26 protein-coding genes are annotated in these 22001 nt (G+C 72.0%); 10 read left to right on the top strand and 16 right to left on the bottom strand.

What is annotated here, in order from left to right; genetic code table 11:
- The 5 genes from U4E84_RS12615 to U4E84_RS12635 form a co-directional block, all read right to left on the bottom strand.
- Positions 1–558, bottom strand: a 558-nt coding sequence (locus tag U4E84_RS12615) for a hypothetical protein (protein WP_322532448.1), incomplete at its 3' end; no start/stop codon positions are given.
- 94 nt (positions 559–652) lie between these two features.
- Complete coding sequence (locus tag U4E84_RS12620) at positions 653–1621, bottom strand: aldo/keto reductase (protein ID WP_322532449.1); 969 nt, start codon at positions 1619–1621, stop codon at positions 653–655.
- 77 nt (positions 1622–1698) lie between these two features.
- On the bottom strand, positions 1699–2751 hold the full coding sequence (locus tag U4E84_RS12625; RefSeq protein WP_322532450.1) for an HTH-type sugar sensing transcriptional regulator TrmB: 1053 nt from the start codon (positions 2749–2751) through the stop codon (positions 1699–1701).
- 149 nt (positions 2752–2900) lie between these two features.
- Positions 2901–3641, bottom strand: coding sequence for a PAC2 family protein (locus U4E84_RS12630; RefSeq protein WP_322532451.1), 741 nt, complete (start codon positions 3639–3641; stop codon positions 2901–2903).
- A gap of 68 nt (positions 3642–3709) precedes the next feature.
- Entirely contained in the window at positions 3710–4465 is a 756-nt protein-coding gene (locus U4E84_RS12635) for a competence/damage-inducible protein A (RefSeq protein ID WP_322532452.1), read from the bottom strand.
- A 190-nt stretch (positions 4466–4655) separates the two neighbouring features.
- Between U4E84_RS12635 and U4E84_RS12640 the strand changes: the two genes are divergently transcribed.
- On the top strand, positions 4656–5510 hold the full coding sequence (locus U4E84_RS12640) for a hypothetical protein (protein WP_322532453.1): 855 nt from the start codon (positions 4656–4658) through the stop codon (positions 5508–5510).
- Positions 5511–5561: 51 nt separating this feature from the next.
- Here U4E84_RS12640 and U4E84_RS12645 read toward each other — a convergent pair whose 3' ends face one another.
- Together U4E84_RS12645 and U4E84_RS12650 are read right to left on the bottom strand one after the other, a co-directional pair.
- Entirely contained in the window at positions 5562–6368 is an 807-nt protein-coding gene (locus tag U4E84_RS12645; protein WP_322532454.1) for a pirin family protein, read from the bottom strand.
- 99 nt (positions 6369–6467) lie between these two features.
- Entirely contained in the window at positions 6468–7856 is a 1389-nt protein-coding gene (locus tag U4E84_RS12650) for an MFS transporter (protein ID WP_322532455.1), read from the bottom strand.
- Between the two features lie 255 nt (positions 7857–8111).
- Between U4E84_RS12650 and U4E84_RS12655 the strand changes: the two genes are divergently transcribed.
- The gene (locus U4E84_RS12655; protein ID WP_322532456.1) at positions 8112–9149 is read left to right on the top strand and encodes an NAD(P)-binding protein; all 1038 of its coding nucleotides are present in this window, start codon (positions 8112–8114) and stop codon (positions 9147–9149) included.
- Between the two features lie 53 nt (positions 9150–9202).
- On the opposite strand, the gene U4E84_RS12660 is transcribed toward U4E84_RS12655, so the two are convergent.
- A complete protein-coding gene (locus tag U4E84_RS12660) occupies positions 9203–9481 on the bottom strand; it encodes a hypothetical protein (protein WP_322532457.1) in 279 nt (92 codons plus the stop codon).
- 347 nt (positions 9482–9828) lie between these two features.
- On the opposite strand from U4E84_RS12660, the gene U4E84_RS12665 reads away from it, so the two are divergent.
- The 4 genes from U4E84_RS12665 to U4E84_RS12680 all read left to right on the top strand — a co-directional run bounded on the left by U4E84_RS12665 (position 9829) and on the right by U4E84_RS12680 (position 12478).
- On the top strand, positions 9829–10140 hold the full coding sequence (locus tag U4E84_RS12665) for a hypothetical protein (RefSeq protein WP_322532458.1): 312 nt from the start codon (positions 9829–9831) through the stop codon (positions 10138–10140).
- Positions 10141–10205: 65 nt separating this feature from the next.
- On the top strand, positions 10206–11126 hold the full coding sequence (locus tag U4E84_RS12670; protein WP_322532459.1) for a DNA adenine methylase: 921 nt from the start codon (positions 10206–10208) through the stop codon (positions 11124–11126).
- A gap of 87 nt (positions 11127–11213) precedes the next feature.
- A complete protein-coding gene (locus tag U4E84_RS12675) occupies positions 11214–11663 on the top strand; it encodes a universal stress protein (protein WP_322532460.1) in 450 nt (149 codons plus the stop codon).
- Positions 11663–12478 carry a DUF63 family protein gene (locus U4E84_RS12680; RefSeq protein ID WP_322532461.1) on the top strand — a complete coding sequence of 272 codons (816 nt, stop codon included), beginning with the start codon at positions 11663–11665 and terminating at the stop codon, positions 12476–12478. Before U4E84_RS12675 ends, U4E84_RS12680 begins: the two co-directional genes overlap by 1 nt.
- Before the next feature lie 40 nt (positions 12479–12518).
- Here the strand turns inward: U4E84_RS12680 and U4E84_RS12685 are convergent, their stop codons facing one another.
- From U4E84_RS12685 to U4E84_RS12695, 3 genes are all read right to left on the bottom strand, one after another.
- Entirely contained in the window at positions 12519–13001 is a 483-nt protein-coding gene (locus U4E84_RS12685; protein WP_322532462.1) for a DUF456 family protein, read from the bottom strand.
- A 121-nt stretch (positions 13002–13122) separates the two neighbouring features.
- Entirely contained in the window at positions 13123–13704 is a 582-nt protein-coding gene (locus tag U4E84_RS12690; protein ID WP_322532463.1) for a DUF2150 family protein, read from the bottom strand.
- 164 nt (positions 13705–13868) lie between these two features.
- Positions 13869–14717 (bottom strand): TatD family hydrolase, encoded by an 849-nt coding sequence (locus U4E84_RS12695; protein ID WP_322532464.1) that lies wholly within the window; start codon positions 14715–14717, stop codon positions 13869–13871.
- A gap of 150 nt (positions 14718–14867) precedes the next feature.
- Here U4E84_RS12695 and U4E84_RS12700 point away from each other — a divergent pair, with 150 nt between their 5' ends.
- Positions 14868–15695, top strand: a complete 828-nt coding sequence (locus U4E84_RS12700; protein ID WP_322532473.1) for a BtpA/SgcQ family protein — start codon at positions 14868–14870, stop codon at positions 15693–15695.
- 24 nt (positions 15696–15719) lie between these two features.
- Here U4E84_RS12700 and U4E84_RS12705 read toward each other — a convergent pair whose 3' ends face one another.
- The 5 genes from U4E84_RS12705 to U4E84_RS12725 all read right to left on the bottom strand — a co-directional run bounded on the left by U4E84_RS12705 (position 15720) and on the right by U4E84_RS12725 (position 18538).
- Positions 15720–16730 carry a carbohydrate kinase family protein gene (locus tag U4E84_RS12705; protein ID WP_322532465.1) on the bottom strand — a complete coding sequence of 337 codons (1011 nt, stop codon included), beginning with the start codon at positions 16728–16730 and terminating at the stop codon, positions 15720–15722.
- 42 nt (positions 16731–16772) lie between these two features.
- The gene (locus U4E84_RS12710) at positions 16773–17300 is read right to left on the bottom strand and encodes a nucleoside deaminase (protein ID WP_322532466.1); all 528 of its coding nucleotides are present in this window, start codon (positions 17298–17300) and stop codon (positions 16773–16775) included.
- 74 nt (positions 17301–17374) lie between these two features.
- Entirely contained in the window at positions 17375–17632 is a 258-nt protein-coding gene (locus U4E84_RS12715) for a hypothetical protein (RefSeq protein ID WP_322532467.1), read from the bottom strand.
- Between the two features lie 6 nt (positions 17633–17638).
- Positions 17639–18343, bottom strand: a complete 705-nt coding sequence (locus U4E84_RS12720; RefSeq protein ID WP_322532468.1) for a Rho termination factor N-terminal domain-containing protein — start codon at positions 18341–18343, stop codon at positions 17639–17641.
- A gap of 15 nt (positions 18344–18358) precedes the next feature.
- Positions 18359–18538 carry a zf-TFIIB domain-containing protein gene (locus U4E84_RS12725; protein ID WP_322532469.1) on the bottom strand — a complete coding sequence of 60 codons (180 nt, stop codon included), beginning with the start codon at positions 18536–18538 and terminating at the stop codon, positions 18359–18361.
- Positions 18539–18636: 98 nt separating this feature from the next.
- On the opposite strand from U4E84_RS12725, the gene U4E84_RS12730 reads away from it, so the two are divergent.
- The 3 genes from U4E84_RS12730 (at position 18637) to glp (ending at position 21934) form a co-directional block, all read left to right on the top strand.
- Positions 18637–19572 carry a permease gene (locus U4E84_RS12730; protein WP_322532470.1) on the top strand — a complete coding sequence of 312 codons (936 nt, stop codon included), beginning with the start codon at positions 18637–18639 and terminating at the stop codon, positions 19570–19572.
- Between the two features lie 117 nt (positions 19573–19689).
- On the top strand, positions 19690–20598 hold the full coding sequence (locus U4E84_RS12735; RefSeq protein ID WP_322532471.1) for a PHP domain-containing protein: 909 nt from the start codon (positions 19690–19692) through the stop codon (positions 20596–20598).
- A 58-nt stretch (positions 20599–20656) separates the two neighbouring features.
- A complete protein-coding gene (glp, locus tag U4E84_RS12740) occupies positions 20657–21934 on the top strand; it encodes a gephyrin-like molybdotransferase Glp (protein WP_322532472.1) in 1278 nt (425 codons plus the stop codon).
- Positions 21935–22001 lie beyond the last annotated feature (67 nt).

Raw genomic sequence — 22001 nt, forward strand, 5'->3', positions numbered from 1 at the left:
GTCGGGGATCGGCGTCGACGCCGACTCGCTCAGGGCGGCGCGCACGGCGATGGTGTCGACGTCGACGCCGTCCCACCGCGAGGCTTCGAGCGCCGCCTCGCGGTCCGCGACCTCGGTCCACCCGGTGACGACGACCGGGGAGTTCGTCTCCGTGTCGCTCACGACGACGACGAACCGGATCCCGCCCTCGACCAGCGCGAACCGCCAGCCGTCGGTCCGGTTCCAGCGGAGCTGTCCGCGGCGGATCGCGTCGCTCACGGTGCGGGTGGACACGTAGCGACCGGGCTGTTCGAGCCGCTCTCGGAAGTGATCGGTGAGCGCGTAGAGTCCGGGGTCGCGAATCGGCGGGTCCTCGGCGGTTCGGCCGACCGACGCGCGTCGATCGGGGACCGGGTCGGGTCCGCGAGGGCCCCCCGCTCCGGCCTCGAACGGGAGCGGGTCCGATCTTGTCGCCGCCCGCCGACGCGCCGCCGGCGCGGTCGTGGACGCGGTCCGACGCTCCGTCGATCCGGGTCGGGGCGACTCGGCGTCCCCCGGCCCGCCCTGTCGGGATGCCACTGAGTATCGATACAGAGTCCGCTCTTAAGTGTGTTACGGCAACACAGGGGTGCGGTCGCGCGGATCCCGCGGATTCTCGGCGGTGTAGTGACGCCTACTCGTGACCGGAGACGCGGACCGGCTCGTACGGCTCCTCCAACCACTCGACGTCGGAGTCGGTGAGGTCGACGTCGAGCGCTTCGACCGCGTCCTCCAGGTGCTCGACGCTCGACGTGCCGACGATGGGGGCGTCGACGACGTCCTTCCCGGCCACCCACCGGAGCGCGATCTGGGCCATCTTCACGCCCTTCTCCTCGGCCAGCTCCCCCACGCGGCGGTTGACCTCCTCGCCGCCGCCCTCGCGGTACGGCCGCCCGAGCGCGGTCTCGTGTTCCCCGCGGGGCGTGGCGTCGTCCCGCTCGTAGGGGCGCGCGAGGTAGCCGGCGGCGACCGGGCTCCACGGAATCGCGCCGATCCCTTCCTTCTCGCACAGCGGGAGCATCTCGCGCTCCTCCTCGCGGTACGCGAGGTTGTAGAGGTTCTGCATCGTGACGAAGCGCTCGTACCCCTCGCGGTCGCTCACGTGGAGTACCTCGGCGAACTGGTGGGCCCACATCGAGGAGGCGCCGACGTATCGCACGTCGCCGCGGCGCACCGCGTCGTCGAGCGTCGCGAGCGTCTCCACGATCGGCGTGTCGTCGTCCCACCGGTGGATCTGATACAGGTCGATCGTCTCCATCCCGAGCCGGTCGAGGCTGTGCTGCAGCTCCTGTTCGATCGCCTTGCGCGAGAGCCCGCCCGAGTTCGGGTTCGACTCGTCCATCTCTCCGTAGACCTTGGTGGCGACGACGAACTCGTCGCGGTCGTACTCGGCGAGCACGTCGCCGAGGATCGCCTCGCTCTCGCCGTTCGAGTAGACGTTCGCGGTGTCGAAGAACGTGATTCCGAGCTCGATCGCGCGCTCGACGAGCTCGCGACCCTCGTCCTCGTCGAGCATCCACTCCTGCTCGCTCCCGAAGCTCATGCAGCCGAGCGCGAGCTCGCTGACGGTCGCGCCCGTGTCGCCGAGCGTCGTGTACTCCATACGGGTCGGGCGGTCGCCCGCGTAATAAATCGGGGCGACCGTGCGGTCGGTTCCGGGATTGACGAGTCCGGTCCGACCTACAGCGCCGGCGGCTCGTCGCGGCCGATCACGATCTCCTGTCCCTCGACGTCCTCCAGGGCCGCGACGCGTCCGCCGATCTCGACGCGGCCGGACTCGGTCTCGACGACGAGCGAGGCGACCTCCTCGGTGTCCTCGAACGCGAGGTCGACGACCCGGCCGCGGACGGTGACCGACTCGCCCGTCTCGATGTCGCGGCCCTCGACGGTCGCGTAGAACTCCTCGCCGTCGAACTCGCGGAGGTCCTTGACGGCGCGGCGGATCGACGCGTAGCGGCGCGGGAACGGCCGACGCGCCCCGTCGGTCGACAGCGTCTCCGCCGTCGTCCACAGCACGGTTCCGAAGAACCCCGAGACGAGGAAGCCGAGCGCGGAGCGGTTGAAGATGACGCCGTAGCGCTCGCGGTCGTCCCGGAGCGCGTCCTGCGTGGCGTAGACGGAGTACTCCCCGTCGGCGACGGCGAGGATCGGCGTGGTGATCCCGCGCCGCGCGCGGGCGATCGTCGCGACCTCCAGGTAGTCGAACCCCTCGGGGTCCGGCGCCCGCGACGCCGGGGTGACGAGCAGCTCGACGCTGACGCCCGCGTCGACCTTCGCCGCCAGGTCGTCCCGGAAGCGGCGGAGCAGGCCGGGCGTCAGCGAGACGGCGAGCTCGTACTCCGCGTCCCCGATCACTTCCTCCAGGTACCGGAGGATCGTCGAGCGCGACTTCACAAGCGACACGGCCTCGGTCTCCCGGGTCGGCGCGGTGTACCTGGCCTCCAGCTCGTCGACCATCTCCGCGAACGACGACCGGAGGTCGCCGAACGCCTCGTCCGGGTCGACGGCGACGATCTTCATCGGCCGCGACTCCCGCAGCTCCACGAGCCCGCGGTCCGAGAGGCTTCTGACGGTGTCGTACACGCGCGGCTGCGGGATGTCGGTGCGGTCGGCGATGTCGCTCGCGGTCAGCTCGCCGTGCTCTAACACCGCGAGGTACGCGTCGATCTCGTACTCGCCGAGGTTGAATCGGTCCCCGACGTGGTCGAGCGTGTCGCGGAGGTCGTCGGTCATATCCGGGAGGATACGCCCCTCGGATATAGGTTTTTACTATGAGTCGAGTTGCACGCGGTTCCAGACGCGGATACTACGGGAGTTCACGCCGAAGTCCACGGGATCGACGGCGGGCTGCAACCCGGCGCGTCGGCGGTGTTCCGGCCTCATCACATGTACATCCGGTCGTAGGTCCCCTCCGGTTCGCGCTCTTCCATCCGCTCGGCGAGCCCCTGGTAGTGCTTGCGGATCTCCTCAGCGAACGACACTAGCGGTCCGGAGTCGACGCCGAGGTCGTACACCTCGTCGACCGTGTCGACGAGCCGTACCGCGGCCTCGACGTCGGGCGCCTGCGCGTGGACCGGCGTGATGAACACGCCGACGCCGAGCGGCGAGCCCATGCCCCGTTCGAGCAGGGAGGCGTTCGTCCCGTCGAGGAACCCCGACTCCATCGGCGGGACCGCCCCGTCGGCGAGCCGGCTGTCCCGGTAGTCGTCGGTCGCGACGTAGAACGTCCGGTGGGCGTCCGGGCCGTGCGGGATCGGGACGCCGGCCAGCGCCGCGATCTCGGCGACGTCCGCGCCCTCCGTCCAGTCGAGGATCGACGCCGAGAGCCGCTCGCCGAGCGCGGGCGGAACGAACTGCTCGGCCACGAGCACGGTGACGTCCACGTCGCCCGAGGAGTACAGTCGGATCGGGTGGCGCGGTCGCCCCTTGGTGAACGGGGTGATCGAGGGCAACCCCTCGGTCCGGACGTGGCCGGTCTCCTCGAGGTCGAGGTCGTCGATGAGGTAGTCGACGGCGGTCAGCCCGGCGAGACCGAACGACGAGAAGCCGGCGACGAGGACGTCGCTCGGCGCGGTGTCGTGGGTGACGCTGAATGACGGCTGCGTGAGAGTGGCGTCCGGCATGCCCCCCGATTCGATCCGTAGGGTGTTAGTGGTTCCCCAGTTCGCCCGTGGCGTTCCCTCCGCGAGAGCTACGCCCCGCCGTCGCCCCAGTCGCGCCGCACCGGCGTCTCGCTCGCGTTCACGTTCGCCAGCAGCCACGCGGTCGCCCCGTCGAGCGCGTCGTCGTCGGTCGCGGTCACTTTCAGGCGGTTGTGGTCGGCCTCGCGGTCGGGGTAACAGCCGACGGCGACGTCGAACCGCTCCATCGCCTCCTCCAGCGCCGGGACGATGTTCGACTCGGGCTCCACCGTGTAGAGGAACCGCGAGCGGCGGTCGCCGTCGAACTCGTCGTCGACGGTCGCGAACGTCGCCCGCAGCTCGTCCGGAATCCCCGGCATGACGTACACGCCCTCGACGACGCACCCGGGCGCGAGCCCCGCGTCGGTCAAGAGCGGGCGACTCCCCTCCGGGATCGCCGCCTCGGCCTCCACGTCGACGTCGAACTCCCGGTCCGGGACCCGCTCGCGGATCGCCGACAGCCGGCGCTCGACCGACTCGCGCGTGAGGTCCGTGGGGACCATCTCGCGGTCGAACGCGTCTGCGACCGCCTCCATCGTCACGTCGTCGGGCGTGCTGCCGATTCCGCCCGTGACTATCACGGCGTCGAAGGCCGCGGCGTACGCGCGGACGCGCTCGGCTATCACCGCGCGGTCGTCCGGGACGGAGAGGACCCGGACGACGGCGACGCCGCGGTCGCTCAGCTCGCCCGCGAGCCAGTTGGCGTTCTTGTTCACCGTGTCTCCGGAGAGCAGTTCGTCCCCGACCGTGATCAGCGCGGCGTCCATCGATCCCCCTTGCACCGGCCGACGGATGTACGTTTCCCGCGGTCGCCGACCCGAATCGGCGGGTCGTTCGGGGGACGACGGGGCGTCGCCGCGTTCGTCTCGTGAGCGCTATTGAGGGCTCGGGACCGCTCCCCGGTGCCCGATACCGCACATATAAGCGTTTACGTGGACGATGCGCGAGGGGTGCGGTATGACGACGACCGCCGGTGCACCGGAGGATTCCGACGCGGATCCGAACGGGATCCTCGCCCCGGCGAGGGAGGCGGCTCGGGTCGAGCGGCGCCGCGTCGCCGACGAGCGAGAGGCGTTCCGCGCGTTCCGCGGCCGCGTCGAGTCGATCTCCGCGGAGACGGTTCAGTCCGCCAACTCGGTCGATCCGTCGAAGGTGACGCGGAGGACCGGAGCGGCCGGCGCTCCGGGGGCGACGGGCGCGATATCGACCGGCTCCGAGCCGCCGCTCGGCTCGGGGCTCGTCGCAGTCAGGAACGCGTACGCCGACACGGTGATGTCGGTACCGCACTACCGTGACGAGTACGACGACACCTACGAACGCAGCACCGCAGAGGAGTTCGGCCCGGAGCTGGCGTACGCGCTCACCCGGTCGACGGGATTCTACGCGGAGTACCAGCGGCCCCTGTTCGACGCGATAGACGACGCGATAGACGAGCGCGAGACGCTCCTCGAACGGGTCGACGTCGAGGTCGCCTCGCTCGACTGGACGGCCTCCCGGCTCGCGTCGATACGGGGAGAGATCCCGGTACTCGGCCGGGAGGTCCCCGAAGGCGACTTCGGCGCGCTCGACGCGTGTCGGGCCCGGGCAGCCGTCCTCGTGAAGAACTGCGACCGCATCGCCGCTCGTCGCCAACACGTGCTCGCGGCGCACGCTCGGGACCTCCGGATCGGCGACGACGACGTCGACCTCCCGACGTACCTCTACCAGGATCTGTCCGTCACCTATCCCGCCCTCGCGGCGGTCGGAACGCTCGGCGACCGCCTCGACGCGCTCACTCGCCGGATCGAGCGGGCGATGGCGCGGGTCGGGTGAGGAGCGCGGCGATAACGTCGGCGATCCCTTCGCGGACGGTCACGACGAGCCTTACCGTCCGATCGTCCCCTGCCGGGTGATCGGCGCGTCGGGATCCAACCGAAAGGTGACGACGACGGCGTCCTCGGTCGCGGTCAGCGTCGGCGTCGCCCCGCCGACCCAGAGACCGCTCTCGGCGCGGCCGAACGTCCGTCCCGCGGCCGTCACCTCGCCCTCGAACACGTAGAAGTAGACGTCCCAGTCCCGGTCGTCGGTCGTCTCACGGGCAGTAACGTCCGGTGCGGACGCTTCCTCGCCTCGCGAGAGCGCGACGCTCTCGCCCGCGTCGAGCCGGAGGTCGTCGCAGGAGGCCGCGTTCCGGACCGTCAGCGGGTGGTCCGCTCCCGCCGGCGCGAACACGCGTCGCCACTCGTTCGCGACCGGCTCCGGGAGGGGTTCGTGCTGGATCCCCGGCTCCAGTTCGAGTTCGTGCGGGCGCACGAAGATCTGGAGCATCCGGAGCGGGGGGTCGTCCGCGAAGGTCTCCTCGGAGTGCCAGAACCCGCTGCCGGCGTTCATGACCAGGAGGTGCTCGGCGTCGGTGACGAGCCGGTTCCCCTCGCCGTCGTCGTGGCGCATCACGCCCGCGGGCACCCACGAGACGATCTCCTCGTTCCGGTGCTGGTGCATCGGGATCAGCGTCCCCGGGTCCATGAACGACTCGACGACGGTCGACAGGGGTCCGTACCCGTGGTCGTCGTGACCCGGACGGTTCCGACCGGGGAAGTTGAAGTTCGTCCTGAACGGACCCTGGTCCCGCGAGGCCGTCGTCCTCGAGGCCTTGTACAGCTCGGCCCCGTGCTCGCTCGCGTGTTCCATTGCCCTCCGTACGGCCGCGGCGGACAAAAGCCGGAGGGTACCGGCCGACGGACGCGAAGCCGGTCGTCGCCTGTCGGAGTCCGTCGACTGCCGGCGGCGTCAGTCCGCGGGCGCCGGCGTCTCCGTTCCCAGCCCGGCGTCGCTCGGCGGGCGGAGCAGGAGCGCGGCCACCCCCGCGGCGATCGCTAGGGCGCCGCCGAGCGCGAACGTCGGGACCCAGCCGAACGCCGCGACGAGGTAGCCGGTCACGGTACCGGCGAACACCCCGCCACCGACCTTCGCGGTGTACAGGACGGCGTAGTTGCCGGAGGAGTTGCGCGCGCCGTAGTAGTCCGCGATCATCGACGGGAAGTAGACGTACAGCGGCGAGGAGAAGAACATCGCCGCCAACACCAGCGCGACGAAGACGACTCCCGACCCGGTCCGTCCCGCCCCGATCAGGCCGAGTCGGAACGCCCCGGCCAGCACGAACGAGACCGCCATCACCCACTTGCGGTCGAACCGGTCGGACGCCTCGCCGAGGATCATCCGCGACACGCCGGCGGCGACGGGCAACAGGGTCGCCGACGCGGTGGCGACGACGGCCGCCAGTCCGAACTGCTCGGCGAAGCGGACGACGTTCGCGATGACAATGAGGTCGGCGGCGGCCGTCGCCACGAACATCGCGTACAGCAGCCAGAACTGCCACGTCGAGAGCATCTCACGGGTCGTGTAGGCGCGCCCGCGGAGGGAGGCGGCCAGTCCCTCGTCGCTGCCGCCGTCCGGCCGGTCCTCCAGCCCGAGCCAGTCGTCCGGCGGGTCTCTGAGGAGGAACGCGCCGACGAGCGTCACGACGAGGATCCCGAGCCCGACGTTCCGGAGCACGTCGCTGTACGCCGCCTGGGTGGCGTTCGCGCGCACGTACGGCACCACGAGCGCGCTCCCGCCGGCGAACGCCATCGTTCCGATGCCGGTCGTGAGCCCCGTGCGGTCGGGGAACCACTTCACCGCGGTGTTGACCGCGACCGTGTACACGATGCCCACGCCGATCGCGCCGAGCGAGTAGAGGACGTACAGCTGCCAGACGGCGGTCGCGTACGCGAGCCCGACGTATCCCCCGCCCGCCAGCAGCGCCGCGAGGAAGGTGAGCGCTCCGGGGCCGCGGCTGTCTCGCCACTTGCCGGCGGGGAACTGCGAGAGCGACTGGAAGACGACGTAGAAGGAGAACACCGCGCCGAGCGCCGGCAGCGCGATGTCGAGGTTCTCGGCGAGCGGCTGCTCGATCGACGACCAGACGTACTGGTACGGACTCACGGCGGCCATCATTCCCGCGGCGGCGGCGATCTGCCACCAGCGAGAGAACCCCAGGATCTCGGAGGCCCGGCCGGCGTAGTCGACGCCGCCGCCCGCCTCGTCGACCGCCGGATCGCGGTCAACGGCGTCGGTTTCGGGCCCCTCGTCAACCGGGTCGCTCTCGGTGTCGTCTCCGTTGCCGTCGCCGTCACCCATCGTTTCCGTCCGTCGACCGCGTGGTGGTGTTCCGTGTCATGTCGTGTGTCTCGACGCCGGTGCGACGCGTCGCTCCACCGCGACGCTCGCGTTCGTATCGATACTGTTCCGACCGAGCGATTAAAACGCGTCGTTGGGGTCGTTCTTGCCTCATGTCCCCGACCGCGAGGCCCGCAGAGCGCGCCGCGCCGCTCGGCGGTCGCCTCCTGCCCCCGCCACGCGACCGATTAAGTGAGCGCGTCCCGTGGATCGCTCATGACCGATATCGGCGTCGTCGGTGCGGGCGCCGGGGCGGCGGCCGCGGCGTTCGTTCTCGACGAGGCGGTGCCCGGCGCGGACGTGACCGTCCTCGAGAAGTCCGGAGGCGTGTGCGGGCGCGCGGCGACCCGTCGTCACGGCGACCTGACGTACGACTACGGGGCGAACTACCTGAAGGCCGACGACGAGCGCGTCGTCGAGCTGGTCACCGAGACGCTCGACGACGCGGGTCTCGTCGACGTCGCCGAGCCGGTGTACACCTTCGACGCGGACGGCGAGGTCTCGCCCGGCCGCGACGCCGACGAGCGCAAGTGGAGCTACCGGCGCGGGCTCACCCAGATCGCGAAGCGGCTGTTCGGTCGGACCGACGCGACGGTCCACCGGCGGACGCGCGTCGAGACTCTCCGGCGCGTCGACGGACGGTGGGCGCTCGACGACGCGGACGGGGAGGCGTGGGGACCGTTCGACGCGCTGCTGGTGAACCCGCCGGCCCCGCAGACCGCCGACCTGCTCCGGGCGGCCGAGTGGGAGTCGCCGATTCGGGGGGCCCTCGTCGACGCCGTGGGCGACGTGACGTACCGGTCCGTGTGGAGCGCGGTGCTGCACTACCCCTTCGCGGTCGACGTGCCGTACTACGGGCTCGTCAACGCCGACAGGGAACACGCCGTCGGCTGGATCTCTCGCGAGGAGTGCAAGGAGGGTCACGTCCCGGACGGGGAGACGCTGCTCGTCGTCCAGGCAGGCCATGAGTGGTCCGTCGAGCGCTACGACGACGACCCGGCCGCGAACGTGGCCGACCTCGCCGACCACGCCGCCGCGATCGTCGGCGACGACCGGCTGGCGGCTCCCGACTGGACCGACCACCAGGGGTGGCGATACGCGCTCCCGGAGGGCGGCGTCGACCGCGGTCCGGCGGAGGCGGCCCGCCGAGAGGGGCTGTACCTCCTCGGCGACTGGGTCGCCGGCGAGGGTCGCCTCCACGCCGCGATCGCGAACGGACTCGACGTCGGCGGGCGCGTCGCTGATGGACTGTAGTTCGGAGGGATTCGTCCGGAGGGGATTCGTTCGACCCGGTTCGACGCGACCGCTCAGGTCCGGGTGAAGCGGTACTCCAGCGTACCGATTCCGGGGAGGCTGACGCGGCGGACCGTGTCGGGGTCGACGTGACGCGCGAGCGAACGCGCGGATATCGCGAGCGCGACGGCGAGAGCGAGCGCCCCCGCGGACAGCAGCGGGTACGAGGCCGCCACCAGCGCCAGCGCGAGGAACGCGAGGAACGCGAGCGAGGCGATGAGGCCGCCGTCGGATGGACTGCCGGCGCCCGGCGCGAGCGTTCGTGCCGTGTATTGGTCGAGTATTGGCTGCATACCTACCCGTACGACGCCAGACGGTATATACCTTTCATATTTCGGATATGTTCTGACAATAGATACCATGGATCACACGCGTAGAGCGTCTAAAACGATTGTTAATGGGGTGTAACGCGTACCATGTTACTCGTTCGTAGACCTCTCAAGAACTCGTAACGTTAGCGAACGGACCCGCCCTCCGGCCGGGTCCGAAGCGATCCGGCGGTCGGTACCGATTCCGCTGTCCCGTCGGCACCGGTTCCCGACCTCGGCGGGCAGCTCGGAGTCGGTGGCCCCGCGTCGACGAGACGTGTCGTCCCGTAGTTTTATTTCATCTCGGATCTACAGATAGATACGAACGGTCTATGTCAACGACGCACGATACCCCTTCCACACGGCCGACGGCGCTCGACGGGATCGACGAGGCCCACGCACTGCTGACGATCGCCGGCCTCGCCGACGGGTCGGTCGAGACGGTCGCCGATCTTCGCGTCCGCGGCCGGGTGGACGAGATCGCCGCCGAGCTCCGCGAGGAGCACCTCCCCGCGCTGGAGGAGGCGGGGTACATCGAGTGGGACCGAGAGGCGGGGACGATAGCGCCCGGCCCGAACTTCGACGAGGCCGCCGCCCACGTCGCCGACCTCCCCGTGCCGGATCCCGAGCCCGCCGACGACTGAGCCGGGGTCGCCGACGACTGAGCCCGAGACGTTTTTACCGCGCCGCGGGGGAGAGTCGACATCGCATGGCCGAGCCGATCCTGAAGTGGGCGGGCGGCAAGCGCCAGCTGCTCGACGAGCTGTACGCTCGGTTCCCGGCCACGTACGGCCGCTACCACGAGCCGTTCGTCGGCGGCGGCGCGCTCTTCTTCGACCTGGAGCCCGCGGACGCGACGATCAACGACGCGAACGCGCGGCTCATCAACTTCTACGAGTGCGTGCGCGACCGGCCGGAGGCGCTCGTCGAGCGGCTGGAGGCGTTCGACGCCCCCGACGCCGACCCGGACCCGTCGCTCCCGTTCGCCGAGGAGACGGCCCGCGGCCGCGAGGTCGAGAGCTACTACTACCAGCAGCGCGCGCGGTTCAACAGGCGGCCGTACGAGGGTTCGTTCGACCCGCTGGAGGAGGCCGCCCTCCTGTTGTACCTCAACCGGACCTGCTACAACGGGCTGTACCGCGAGAACGCGGACGGCGGGTTCAACGTCCCCGTGGGCCGGTACGCGAACCCGGACTGGGTCCAGCGCGACCGGATCCGCCGGGCGAGCGACGTGCTCGCGAGCGCGACGATCCGCACCGGCGACTTCGCGTACGTCCTCGACGTCGCCGAGGCGGGCGACCTCGTCTACTTCGATCCGCCGTACGAGCCGCTGAGCGCGACCGCGAGCTTCAACGAGTACAGCGCGGCGGGGTTCGACCGCGAGGACCAGCGCCGGCTGCTCGACGTCGCGAGCAAGCTCGACGAGGCGGGCGTCTGGGTCGTCTTGAGCAACAGCGGCGTGATGTACGAGCCGTACGCCGACGCGGGGTTCCGCGTCGAGACCGAGGACGCGACCCGGGCGATCAACAGCGACGCCGACAGCCGAGACGCGGTCGACGAGATCGTCGCGACGAACGTCCCGCCGAACGAGCGGCGCGAGGCCGGTCAGCGCGATCTCTCCGGATTCTGAGCGGGGTTCGAGGGGGAGCCGACCCACCGCCCCCGCCGCCGACCGCATGGGGCGGGCTTTTTGAACTCCCCCGACGACGTCTCGCGTATGACCGATCTCGACATCGACCTCGTCCTCGTTCCCGTCGACGGGAGCGAGGAGTCCCACGAGGCGGTCGACTACGCGATCGCGGTCGCCGCCGAGTACGGCGCGAGCGTCCACGCCCTGTACGTGCTCGACGAGGACGTGGTCCGCGCCATCGACCACGGCGTGGTCGACGAGGCCGACGTCGCCGACGACACCGAGGCGTTCACCGACTCCGTCGCGGAGCGGGCCGAGGCGGCCGAGGTGGCCCACAGCAACTCCATCGCGTACGGCTTCTCGACGCGCGTGAAGACAGTCCACCCCGGCAGCGTCGTGCTCGACACGGCCGAGGAGCTCGAGTCGGACTTCATCGTGGTCCCGCGCGAGCCCGTCTCCGGCGACCCCGGCGAGGTGCTCGGGAAGGCGGCCGAGTACGTCCTCCTCTACGCGAGCCAGCCCGTGCTGTCGGTGTGATGGTCGGCGGACTCCCCCTCGTCCCCGAGGGTACGACGGTCCCGCCCGCGCCGCACCTCGTCGCCGTCCTGCTCACGGCCGGCGCGGTCGCCGTCGCGCTCCGCCGTACTCCCCCCCGGGTCACCGGCCGTCACGTGCTCGCGCTCGCCCCGTGGATGGCGCTCGGGTCCGCGACTCACGTCCTCTACGTCGTTGACGCGCTCCCGCCCGCGATCGCGCCGCTCGCCGGCTCGCCGACCGTGTACCTCACGGTCGGGTCGCTCGCGGGGGCCGCGTGGCTCGCGAGCGCCGAACTTCTCCCGGACCGCGTCCCGGCCGCCCTCGCCGCGGGCGGCGCGCTCCTCCTCGTCCCGGTCGTCGCGGCCGCGCTCGCCACGGGCGTCTCCCCCGTCGGTGCCCGGTGGTCCGCGGTCGCGCTCGCGGCGACCCTCCCGATCGCCGCCGCGGTCTGGACCGTCCTGACGCGGCTGCGGCCCGAGACCGCGGTCACCGGCGGCGTCGGGGCACTCGCCGTGCTCGGCCACGCGCTCGACGGCGTCTCGACCGCGGTCGGGACGGCGCAGCTCGGGTTCGGCGAGCGCACGCCGGTCTCTCGGATCCTCCTGGAGCTCGGGTGGATCCCGTCGGTCCCGGTGCTCGGCGAGGGGTGGGTGTTCCTGCTGGTGAAGCTCGCGGTGGCGAGCGCCGTGGTCTGGCTGTTCGCCGAGTACGTCCGCGACCGGCCGGCGGAGGGGTACCTCCTGCTCGGCTTCGTCGCCGCCGTCGGCCTCGGTCCGGCCGCGCACAACCTGCTCCTGTTCGCGGTGGCCGGGTGACGGCGCGGAGACTCGCTGACCTCGCTCTCGTCCCTCGGCGTCAGAAGACGGAGAGCGCGAAGGCGACGGTGACGCCGCCGAGCAACACCGCCTGCACGAACGAGCCGGCGAGGACGCCGACCACCGCGTACGCCGCCCGCCGGACGGCGACGCGCGGCTCGGCCGAGTTCTCGTAGAGGCCCTCGAGAAAGACGGCCCCGCCCACCCCGACGACGAGGCCGATCGGGCCCACCGCGAACAGCAGAGCGATACCGACCAGCGTGCCGACACCGACCGACAGCGTCGACGCGCCGCCCAGCCGTCCGGAGACCAGCCCCGAGAGCAGCTCCGCCGCGGACGCCGTGAGCGAGACGAGAACGAGCGCGATCACGACGGCGAGTCCCGGCTCCGCGAAGCCGGTGGAGTACGCGTACCCGACGACCGTCAGCGCCGCGAGGACGCCGCTCGGCACGAACGGGACGAACGAGCTGAGCGTCCAGACGGCGAGCAACACCGTCGCGACCCCGGCCGCGGAGATGGCCATACGACGCCAACGCGGCGCCGACGCATAACGGTTCATCTCGGGCGTCGCGGTCGCGCGACGGCGCGGCGGCTCGGCGATCGAGTGCGAGCGGCAGAAGCGACGCCCGAGCCGACCGCCGCGCTCAGTCCTCTTCCTCGACGACCTCGGGGTCCTCGATGGCCGACTGCAGGGAGTCGAGCCCGTTGACCCACTCCGAGACGAGCCCGTACTCCAGCTCCTCGACGAGGTCGATGTCGAGCGGCTCGCCGTCGATGACGCGCGTCCCGGCCTGCACGACGTAGCCGAGCGCCGCGTCGAGGTCCTCTTCGGCCTCGGCGTCGGCGGCCGCGCGCACGAACTCGGTCACGTCGCCCTCGACGACGCCGCCGACCACGTACTCCTCGGCCGCGTAGAAGACGGGGACCAGCGAGGTCTGGACGCCGTCGATCAGCATCGTCTTGTCCTCGTCGTCGAACTCGACGTCGGCGAGGACGATCTCGCGGACGCCCCGGACCTCCTCGACCGCGCGGTCCTCGTCTATCCGACCCTCGTCGAACGCCGCGAGCACCTTCACGACGGCGATCGCCGCGTCGTCTTGGAGGTTCAACAGGAGGCGCGCGGAGTCCTCGTTCTCGGGGTCGAGCTCCTCTTCCTCCAGCCGGTCGAGCCAGTTCTGCCAGCGTTCGTCGGTATAGAACGTTTCGACGGCGTCGTCCTCGGTCATGTCCCGTACGTCGCCCGGACTACTCAAATGCCTTTCCTATCGATCGTCCCGCGAGACAGCCTCTCACCCGCTCGACGCCGGAATTCGGGGTGGCCGCGCTCGCGTCGAGCGGTCGGCGAGGACGCCGGGCCGGGCGCGCCGCCGACTCGCGATCGGCGACGGGGCTACTCCAGCGTCGCCTCGGTGTCGATCTCGTACACCGACCGGGGCGTCTCCACGTGCGCGCGTCGGACCGCGTCCTCGTACCCGTTCTCCAGCAGCCAGCGGACGCGGCGCGGGACCGTCTTCGGCCCGAGCACCATCCCCGGGCGGTCGGGGTCGTCGACGAAGTCGGTCTCCATCAGGAAGGGCTCGCCGGACTCGGCGGCGCGCTCCAGCCGGTCCCTCTCGCTCATGACGCTCGGCGTCACCCCTGCGAGTCGACCCGCCGCGTAGTGTTTCACGACCCTCGTCGGGTCGAGCCCGGACTCGACGGCGACCGCCGCGAGGTCGGTGAGGTCCTCGGTGGCCTCGGTGTGGAGCTGGACGGCGCAGTCGAGGGCGGCGCCGAGCTCGAACGCCCGGCGCGTGACCGCGTTCGAGGCGTCCCACACGGCGTCGCTCACGTCGTAGTGCGGGCGACCGGACTTCAGCGCCAGCGCGCGCCCGTCGGCGACGAACTCGCTCGCGACCTCCAGGCCGCCCCGCATGAGGTCTCGCGCCTCCGCGGGTGCGAACCCCCGCTCGTCGACGAGCCGACTCATCAGGGCCGGATGGACGCCGAGGACGGGCCACGCGCGCCCCGGAAGCACGTCCGTCGCGGCCGCCACCGTGTCGAGCGTCTCCTCGAAGACGGGCCGGAAGTCCCCCGGCTCGTCCGGCTCGACGCCGAGGTGCCACGACGGCTTGTTCACCACGAGCAGGTGGGTGCCGCCGAGCCGGGCGAAGTCCTCGACGGCGTCGATCCCGCGGCCGTGCCGCGGGTCGAGGTGGAGGTGGTCGTCGAGCACCGGGGTGTCGAGGTCGTCGGTCATACCCGCGAGACGGTGCGACCGGTGTTAATTCTGATTACCGTCCGCGAAGCCTGACGGCCGTCCGCGGCTCACCGCACCCGCTCGCCCGTCGCGCGACGGAGTCGCCGTGTGGGGACGCTTATACGCGGCGCGGTCGTCGCGCTCGGTACGATGGACTTCGAGGCCACCTTCGGCACGGACGCGCCGGTGATCGGCATGGTACACCTCCCGCCCCTCCCCGGCGCGCCGGAGGCGCCCGCCGACGGCGCCCGCGCGATGCGCGACGCGCTCGACCGCGCCGCGGCCGACGCCCGCGCCCTCGACCGCGGCGGCGTCGACGGGATCATGATCGAGAACTTCGGCGACGCCCCCTTCTACCCCGACGACGCGCCGAAACACGTCGTCGCCGCGGTCACGCGCGCGGCGACCGCGGTCGCCGCGGAGACGGACCTGCCGCTCGGGGTCAACGTCCTCCGCAACGACGCCGAGGCGGCCCTGTCGGTCGCGGTCGCGGTCGGTGCCGGCTACGTCCGGGTGAACGTCCACACCGGCGCCCGAGTCACGGACCAGGGGATCGTGCAGGGGAAGGCCCACGAGACGCTCCGTCTCAGGGAGGCGCTCGGCGTCGACGTCGGCCTCTTCGCCGACACCGACGTGAAACACTCCGCGCCGCTCTCGGCGGAGGGGTACACCGCCGAGTCGTTCGCCGACACCGCCGAGCGGGGGCTCGCCGACGCCGTGATCGCCTCCGGTCGCGGGACCGGCGAGGCGACCGACCCGGAGGCGCTGGAGGCGGTCGTCGCCGAGCGCGACGCCCACGGCCTCGACACGCCGGTCCTCGTCGGGAGCGGGGTCCGGGCGGAGACGGTCGGCGACGCGCTGTCGGTCGCCGACGGCGTCGTCGTCGGGACGGCGCTCAAGGCGGGCGGCGAGACGACCGCCCCGGTCGACCCCGAGCGGGTCGCCGAGCTCGTGGCGCGAGCGGACGAGGTCCGGTGAGACCGGCCGCCGGTTCTGTTCGGTCTACTTCCGCGCCGCGATGAACCGCTCCACCTCGTCGCGGGCCGGGAGCCCGCGCTGCGCGAACCGCTCCGTGCAGTTGATCGCGGCGACCGCGGCCGCGAAGCGGACGCCGTCGGCGACATCATCGGAGCCCGCGTTGCCGGCCCCGCGGCCCTCCGCAGCGACCCATCGGTCGATCAACCCCGCGACGAACGCGTCGCCGGCGCCCGTCGTGTCGACCGCATCGACGTCGAACGCGTCGAACCGCCGGACCTGGCAGGCGGCGACGACCGTCATCCCGTCGGCGCCGTGCGTGAGGACCGCGCGGGGCCAGCCTCCGACCGCGTCAGAGCCCTCGACCGCGTCGACACGCACCCGCTGCGCGGCCGCGACCCGCTCGACCGCGGCTGCCTCCCCGCCGAAGTAGGCCGCGGCCGCGACGTCGCCCGCGACGAACAGGTCGGCGGCGTGGAGGAGCCGGTGAGCCGTCTCGGGCTCGGTCCCGCGACCCACCAGCTCTTCGACCGGTCCGGAGAGGTCGAAGACCAGCGCGGGCGGGTCGGACGCCGTCTCGACGACGTCGAGCACGTCTCGTGAGACCGGGTCGGGCGTGTACCCGGTGAGGAAGGCGACGTCGGCCGCGGCGATCGCCTCGCGATCGGCGGTCGAAAGGCGGATCCGGCGGAAGCTCTCTCCCGTCGTGACGATCGCGCGCTCGCCGTTCGGCGCGCTGAGGACGACGGAACGGGTCGACGGATCGTCGCCGACCGCCACGCGCGAGGCGTCGACGCCGGTCTCGGCGAGGTACTCGCGGGCGCGGCGGCCGTACTCGTCGTCGCCCACGCGGCTGACGAGCCCCACGTCGCGGTCGAGGCGGTCGAGGGCGACCGCGACGTTCGCGCCCACGCCGCCGAACGCCGTCGTCACCTCGCTCGCGAACGCGCCGCCGTCCGGCTCCGGGAGGTTGCTGACGGCGTACCACTCGTCGATCGCCGCGGCGCCGACCGCGACGATCGAGGGGCCCTCGCTCATGGCAACGGCCGGCGGCGACTCGCCGATCTGCGACCCCGCACGCTACGGCTCCCCCGCGGGCCCGTCCCCGTAGAACGACTCGTGGAGGGCCATCGCGGCCTCGGTCGCGACCGGACCGTCGACCACGGTCTCGCCGCCGGCGCGGCGGATCACCTCCTCGCAGGGGATGGACACGACGTCGCCGGTGAGGTCGTTCAGCGTCTCGCCCGCGACGCCGAAGACGACCCGGCCGAGCCCGGCGTAGTGGACCGCGGTCGCGCACATCGGACACGGTTCGGTGCTCGCGTACATCGCGCAGCGAGCACGCTCGTCGGCGTCGAGCTCGCGGGCCGCCCGCCGCGCGAGCGTCAGCTCCGGGTGGGCCGCGACGTCGCTCTCGGTTCGGGTCTCGTTTCGCGCCTCGGCAACGACCTCGCCGTCCACGGTCAGGAGCGCGCCGAACGGCGTGTTCCCCTCGTCGACGGCCTCCGCCGCGAGCTCGATCGCCCGGTCGACGAGCGCTCGGTCCCGATCGGTCGCGCGATCACGCCCGTCGGTATCCTCTCTGTCACTCTCACTCGACTCGGCCATACGGACGCGTTCGTCTCCGGGAACCTAACCCTTCGTACGGGCGGACGGTCGGTCCCGTCGGTCGATCCCCTCGGTCAATCCTCCTCGGTCGGTCTGTCCCCCTCGTCCGAGGCGTCGTCGGCGTGCGACCGCCGCACGTCGCGGAGCGCGTCGACGGCGTCGTCGGTCGCGGTAACCGTCCGCGTCTCTGTCGCGGCGTTCGGGTCGAGACCGGCCGGCTCGTCGTCCGCAGCGCCCTCGTCGCCGGGGGACTCCTCGGCCGGTGCGTCGGAGGTCTCGTCGCCCTCGCTCGCCCCGGAGATCCACGCGCGCAGTCTCGACAGGACTCCCATGGGTCGTCAGTAGTTCCGGAACAGCAGCGCGCGCACGTCGTCTTTCGTGCGCGCCGTCTCGACGCCGCCGTCGGGCAGGTCGACCTCGTACCGCGCGTCGCCGTCGGCCTCGCGCCACTTGTCGGCGTGCGTGTCGAGGAGGCTCATCATCGCGTCGAGCTGGCCGGCGCCGCCGTCTTCGTCCCCGGTCGCCGTCTCCTCGTCCCCGGTCGACGTCTCGCCGTCCGCCGGTTCCGACGCCTCGATTCCCGCTCCCGACTCGTCGCGGTCGCCGTCGGCGCCGCCCTCGCCGAGGTCGACGTCGACGTGCGAGAACGGGTCCGTCGAGAGCGACGCGGCCGCGTCGAGGATCGCGTCGACGAGCTCCGCCTTCGTCATGTCGCTGCGGCCGCTCACGTCGAACGCGGCCGCGATCTCGTACAGGTCGAGCTCCTCGGCAGCGTCCGGGTCGCCGTGTCGGCGCGGCCGCGATTCGAGCCGCTCGCGGGCGCGGTCGCGGTCGAATGGCGGCTCGCTTCCGTCCGCCCCGCCGAGCGCCTCCGGGTCGGCGAGGCGGTCGGGGTCGTCGACCGCGTCGGCGAGGTCGAACAGGTAGGTCAGCGCGTCCTCGGTGTCGACCGAGGCGTACGGGCCGGCGTGCGCCGCCGTCAGCTCCTCGCGGAGCGTCTCGATACGGTCGCGGTGGGCGTCGGTGATCTCGATTGTCGGCATGGTCGGTCGTGGTGGTCAGTCGTAGCGCTCCTGGAACCGCGCGAACGCGTCCTCCCAGCTCTCGACGAGCCGCGGCTCTCCCGAGTGGTCCGCCTCGACGCCGGCGTAGCCGCAGTCGTCGCAGGCGACCGCCGTCGCCCCGCCGAGCGCGAACGTGGACAGCGACGATCCGCATCGGGGACACTCGGGTGACACGGGGTATCAGGTGAAGCGTGGACGGGCGCCCTCAAAAACGCAGGGGGTACCCGGCGCGGTTGGGTAACAATCATTAGAGTCGGTGCAGACGGTCCCGTATGAGCGAATCGAACGCGGAGAACCGCCTGCTGGAGTACTACCGGCGCTACGTCGGCGACCCGGAGCGGACGATCGACGTGTACGCGGGGTTCGGGCTCTTCTTCGCCGGAATCGGGCTCGGGCTGGTCGGCGTCGCCGTCTTCCTCTACAGCGCGACGCTCCCGCCCGAGGCGCTGTCGACGTACGCGGTCCGCGAGGTCGCCGCCGTCGCCGGGGCGGTCGGGCTGCCGGTCCTCCTTCTCGGCGTCGTCGTCCTCCTGCCGGTCGACCGACGGATGCTGTACCTCGCGGGCGCCGGAGCCGCGATCACGTTCGTCGCGGTCGGGCTGTTCACGTGGGCGTACCCGTACAACTGGAACGTCCCCGGCGCGACCGACTACAGCGCGCAGGTTGTCGCGGTGTACACGCCCGGGCTGGTGGCCGTCATCGCCGCGACCGGCGGCGCGCTGGTCGCCCACCGCGTCGAGCGCGCGACGGGAGTGGCCGCGGGCGGGGCCGGCGGAGCCGCTGCGAGCCGCGCTGGGGGCGACGACGCGTCCGGGGGCGCGGGCGACGACGCGGAGGCGGTCACCGAGGCCGAGGTCCGCGCGGACATCGAGCGCGAGCTGGAGGACGCGGAGCTGACGTGGGGCGGCGTGGAGCGCACCGAGACACGTCGGCTGGAGCTGGACACGAGCGCGATCGACGAGGTAGACGTCGACCGGGAGCAGCTCGCCGGCTCCGCCACGGAGACGCGGACGACATCGGGGACGGTGAACGACGCTGTCTCCGAGCTGAAGGGGTTACAGGGCGGCGAGGCGAAGACCGCGAGCGGCTCGGGGACCGACGATCAGGCCGCGAAGCTCCGCGAGCTCCGAGAGCAGAAGAGACGCGAGGCCGAGGCGGACGACCGGGACGGCTCGATCGTCGACAGGATCAGGGGGCTGTTCGGCTGAACGGATCGCCTCTCGTCGCCGCCGCTGGAGCTGCGTCCGACGCTCCAGCGCGTCGGGTGTGAGTAGTCGTCAGCCGACCCTGGCGCATTTATGTACCTCCCGCCGTCTAGTGCGGGTGTGTCCAGCGTCACCGTCAGCATCGACCCCCACGTCCACTCGGACGAGAGCTACGACGGCCACGAGCCGATCGAGCTCATCCTGGAACACGCCGCGGAGATCGACCTCGACGCGGTCGTGATCACCGATCACGACGTGATCGGCGAGTCGAAACGGGCGGCCGAACTGGCCCCCGAGTACGGGCTGATCGGGATCCCCGGGGTCGAGGTGTCGACCGCGGACGGCCACCTGCTGGCGATCGGCGTCGAGCGGATGCCCCCGCGTCGAAAGCCGTACGACGAGACGGTCGCGTGGATCCACGAACGCGGCGGCGTCGCGATCGTTCCGCACCCGTTCCAGCGCTCGCGTCACGGGGTCCGAGAACGGAACATCCCAGTCCCGGACGCAGGCGACGAGGCGGCCCCCGCTGTCGGCGACAGCGCGTCCGACCCGCCTGTCGTCGACGATGTCGCGGAGATCGGCGAGATCGACGAGGTCGACGCCGTCGAGACGTTCAACGCGTGGCTGTTCACGGGGTACCGAAATCGCCGGGCGCGGCGGTTCGCGGCGGAGTACGACTATCCGGGCGTCGCGGCGAGCGACGCACACCACCTGGAGTACGTCGGGCGGGCCTTCACGGAGGTGGAGATCGAGGGCGTCGAGTCTGTCGCCGACGTCACGGGCGCCCACGTGCTCGACGCGATCCGAGACGGGACGACGACGGTCGACGGGCGCCGCGCGCCCGTCCGGATGGCGGCGAAACACTACGTCGGCGCCGCCGGACGAAAGTCCGGGTACTACGCGCGGACCGGCGCGGTCCGGAGCGCGAGCGCCGCGCGGCGGGCCGCCGTCGAGACGGCCGCCGCGGCCCGCGCGGCGGCGATACAGGGGACCTACCGCGCAGCCCGGATCCTCTCGTGGGTGACCTGACGCCGCGTCGATCACCCAGAGAGCGGGGTTTTTGGACGCGGGCCCGAAACGGACGCTTATGAGCCACGACAGACACGAGGCCGGCTTCAAGCGGCGCACCCGCGTCGTCGACGCGCTGGCGACGCTGCTCGACGCGGCCGCGCCTCACGGTCGGACCGAGTCGGTGCCAATCGCCGACGCGGACGGGCGGGTCGTCGCCGAGCCGGTCGACGCGCCGGCGCCGGTCCCGAGCTACGACCGGGCCGCGATGGACGGGTACGCAGTCCGGGCGGAGGACACCTTCGGCGCGTCCGACCGCTCGCCGGCCGTGCTCCGGGCCGCGGGAACCGAGCCCGAGTCGATCGGCCCCGGCGAGGCCGCGCGAGTCCACACCGGGAGCGCGCTTCCGGAGGGGGCCGACGCGGTCGTGATGATCGAGCAGGTGGAGGCGGTCGGCCGCGGGAGCGGACAGGGCGGCGAGGTCGAGACGTTCGACGCCGTCGCGACCGGCGAGAACGTCGGCGAGGCCGGCGAGGACGTCGCGGACGGCCAGCGCCTCTTCGACGCGGGCCACGTCCTGCGCCCCTCAGACCTCGGACTCCTGAAATCGGTCGGGCTCGACGCGGTCCCCGTCTACGAGCCGCCGACCGTCGCCGTGATCCCGACCGGCGAGGAGCTGGTCCAGTCCGACCCCGGTCCCGGCGAGGTGATCGAGACGAACGGGCTGACCGTCTCGCGGCTGGTCGAGCGCTGGGGTGGCGAGGCCCGCTACCGCGACGTGGTCACCGACGACGAGGCGGCGCTCGCGGCCGCGGTCGAGGCCGACCTCGACGCCGACGCCGTCGTCACCACCGGCGGGTCCTCCGTGGGGGAACGCGACCTGATCCCCGAGGTCGTCGACGACATCGGCGAGGTGCTCGTCCACGGCGTCGCCCTGAAGCCGGGTCACCCGGTCTGTCTCGGCGTCGCCGACGGCACGCCGGTCGTCTCGCTGCCCGGCTACCCGGTCGCCTGCATCGTCAACGCCGCGCAGTTCCTCCGACCGCTCCAGAAGCACGTGGGGGGAACGAGCGCCGACCCGTTCCCGACCCGCCGCGCGGTCCTCGACCGGAAGGTGCCGAGCGAGCCCGGAACGCGGACGTTCGCGCGGGTGGCGCTCTCGGCGGGGAACGCCGGGGACGAATCGATCGACGGCGATGAGGCCGACCTCCCAGCCGCCACGCCGACCCGCGCGAGCGGCTCCGGCATCCTGTCGAGCGTCGCGCTCGCGGACGGGTGGGTCGTGGTTCCGGAGCCGCGGGAGGGGCTCGACGCTGGCGAGGTCGTCGACGTCGAGCTGTGGGAGGTGACGCCGTGAGCGACCGGAAAGAGTTCCGCGACCTCGCGACGCCCGCGGCCGCCCGCGAGGCGATCGCCTCGCTCGA

It is taken from the genome of Halorubrum sp. AD140 (genome assembly GCF_034497445.1).
Taxonomy (GTDB): Archaea; Halobacteriota; Halobacteria; order Halobacteriales; family Haloferacaceae; genus Halorubrum.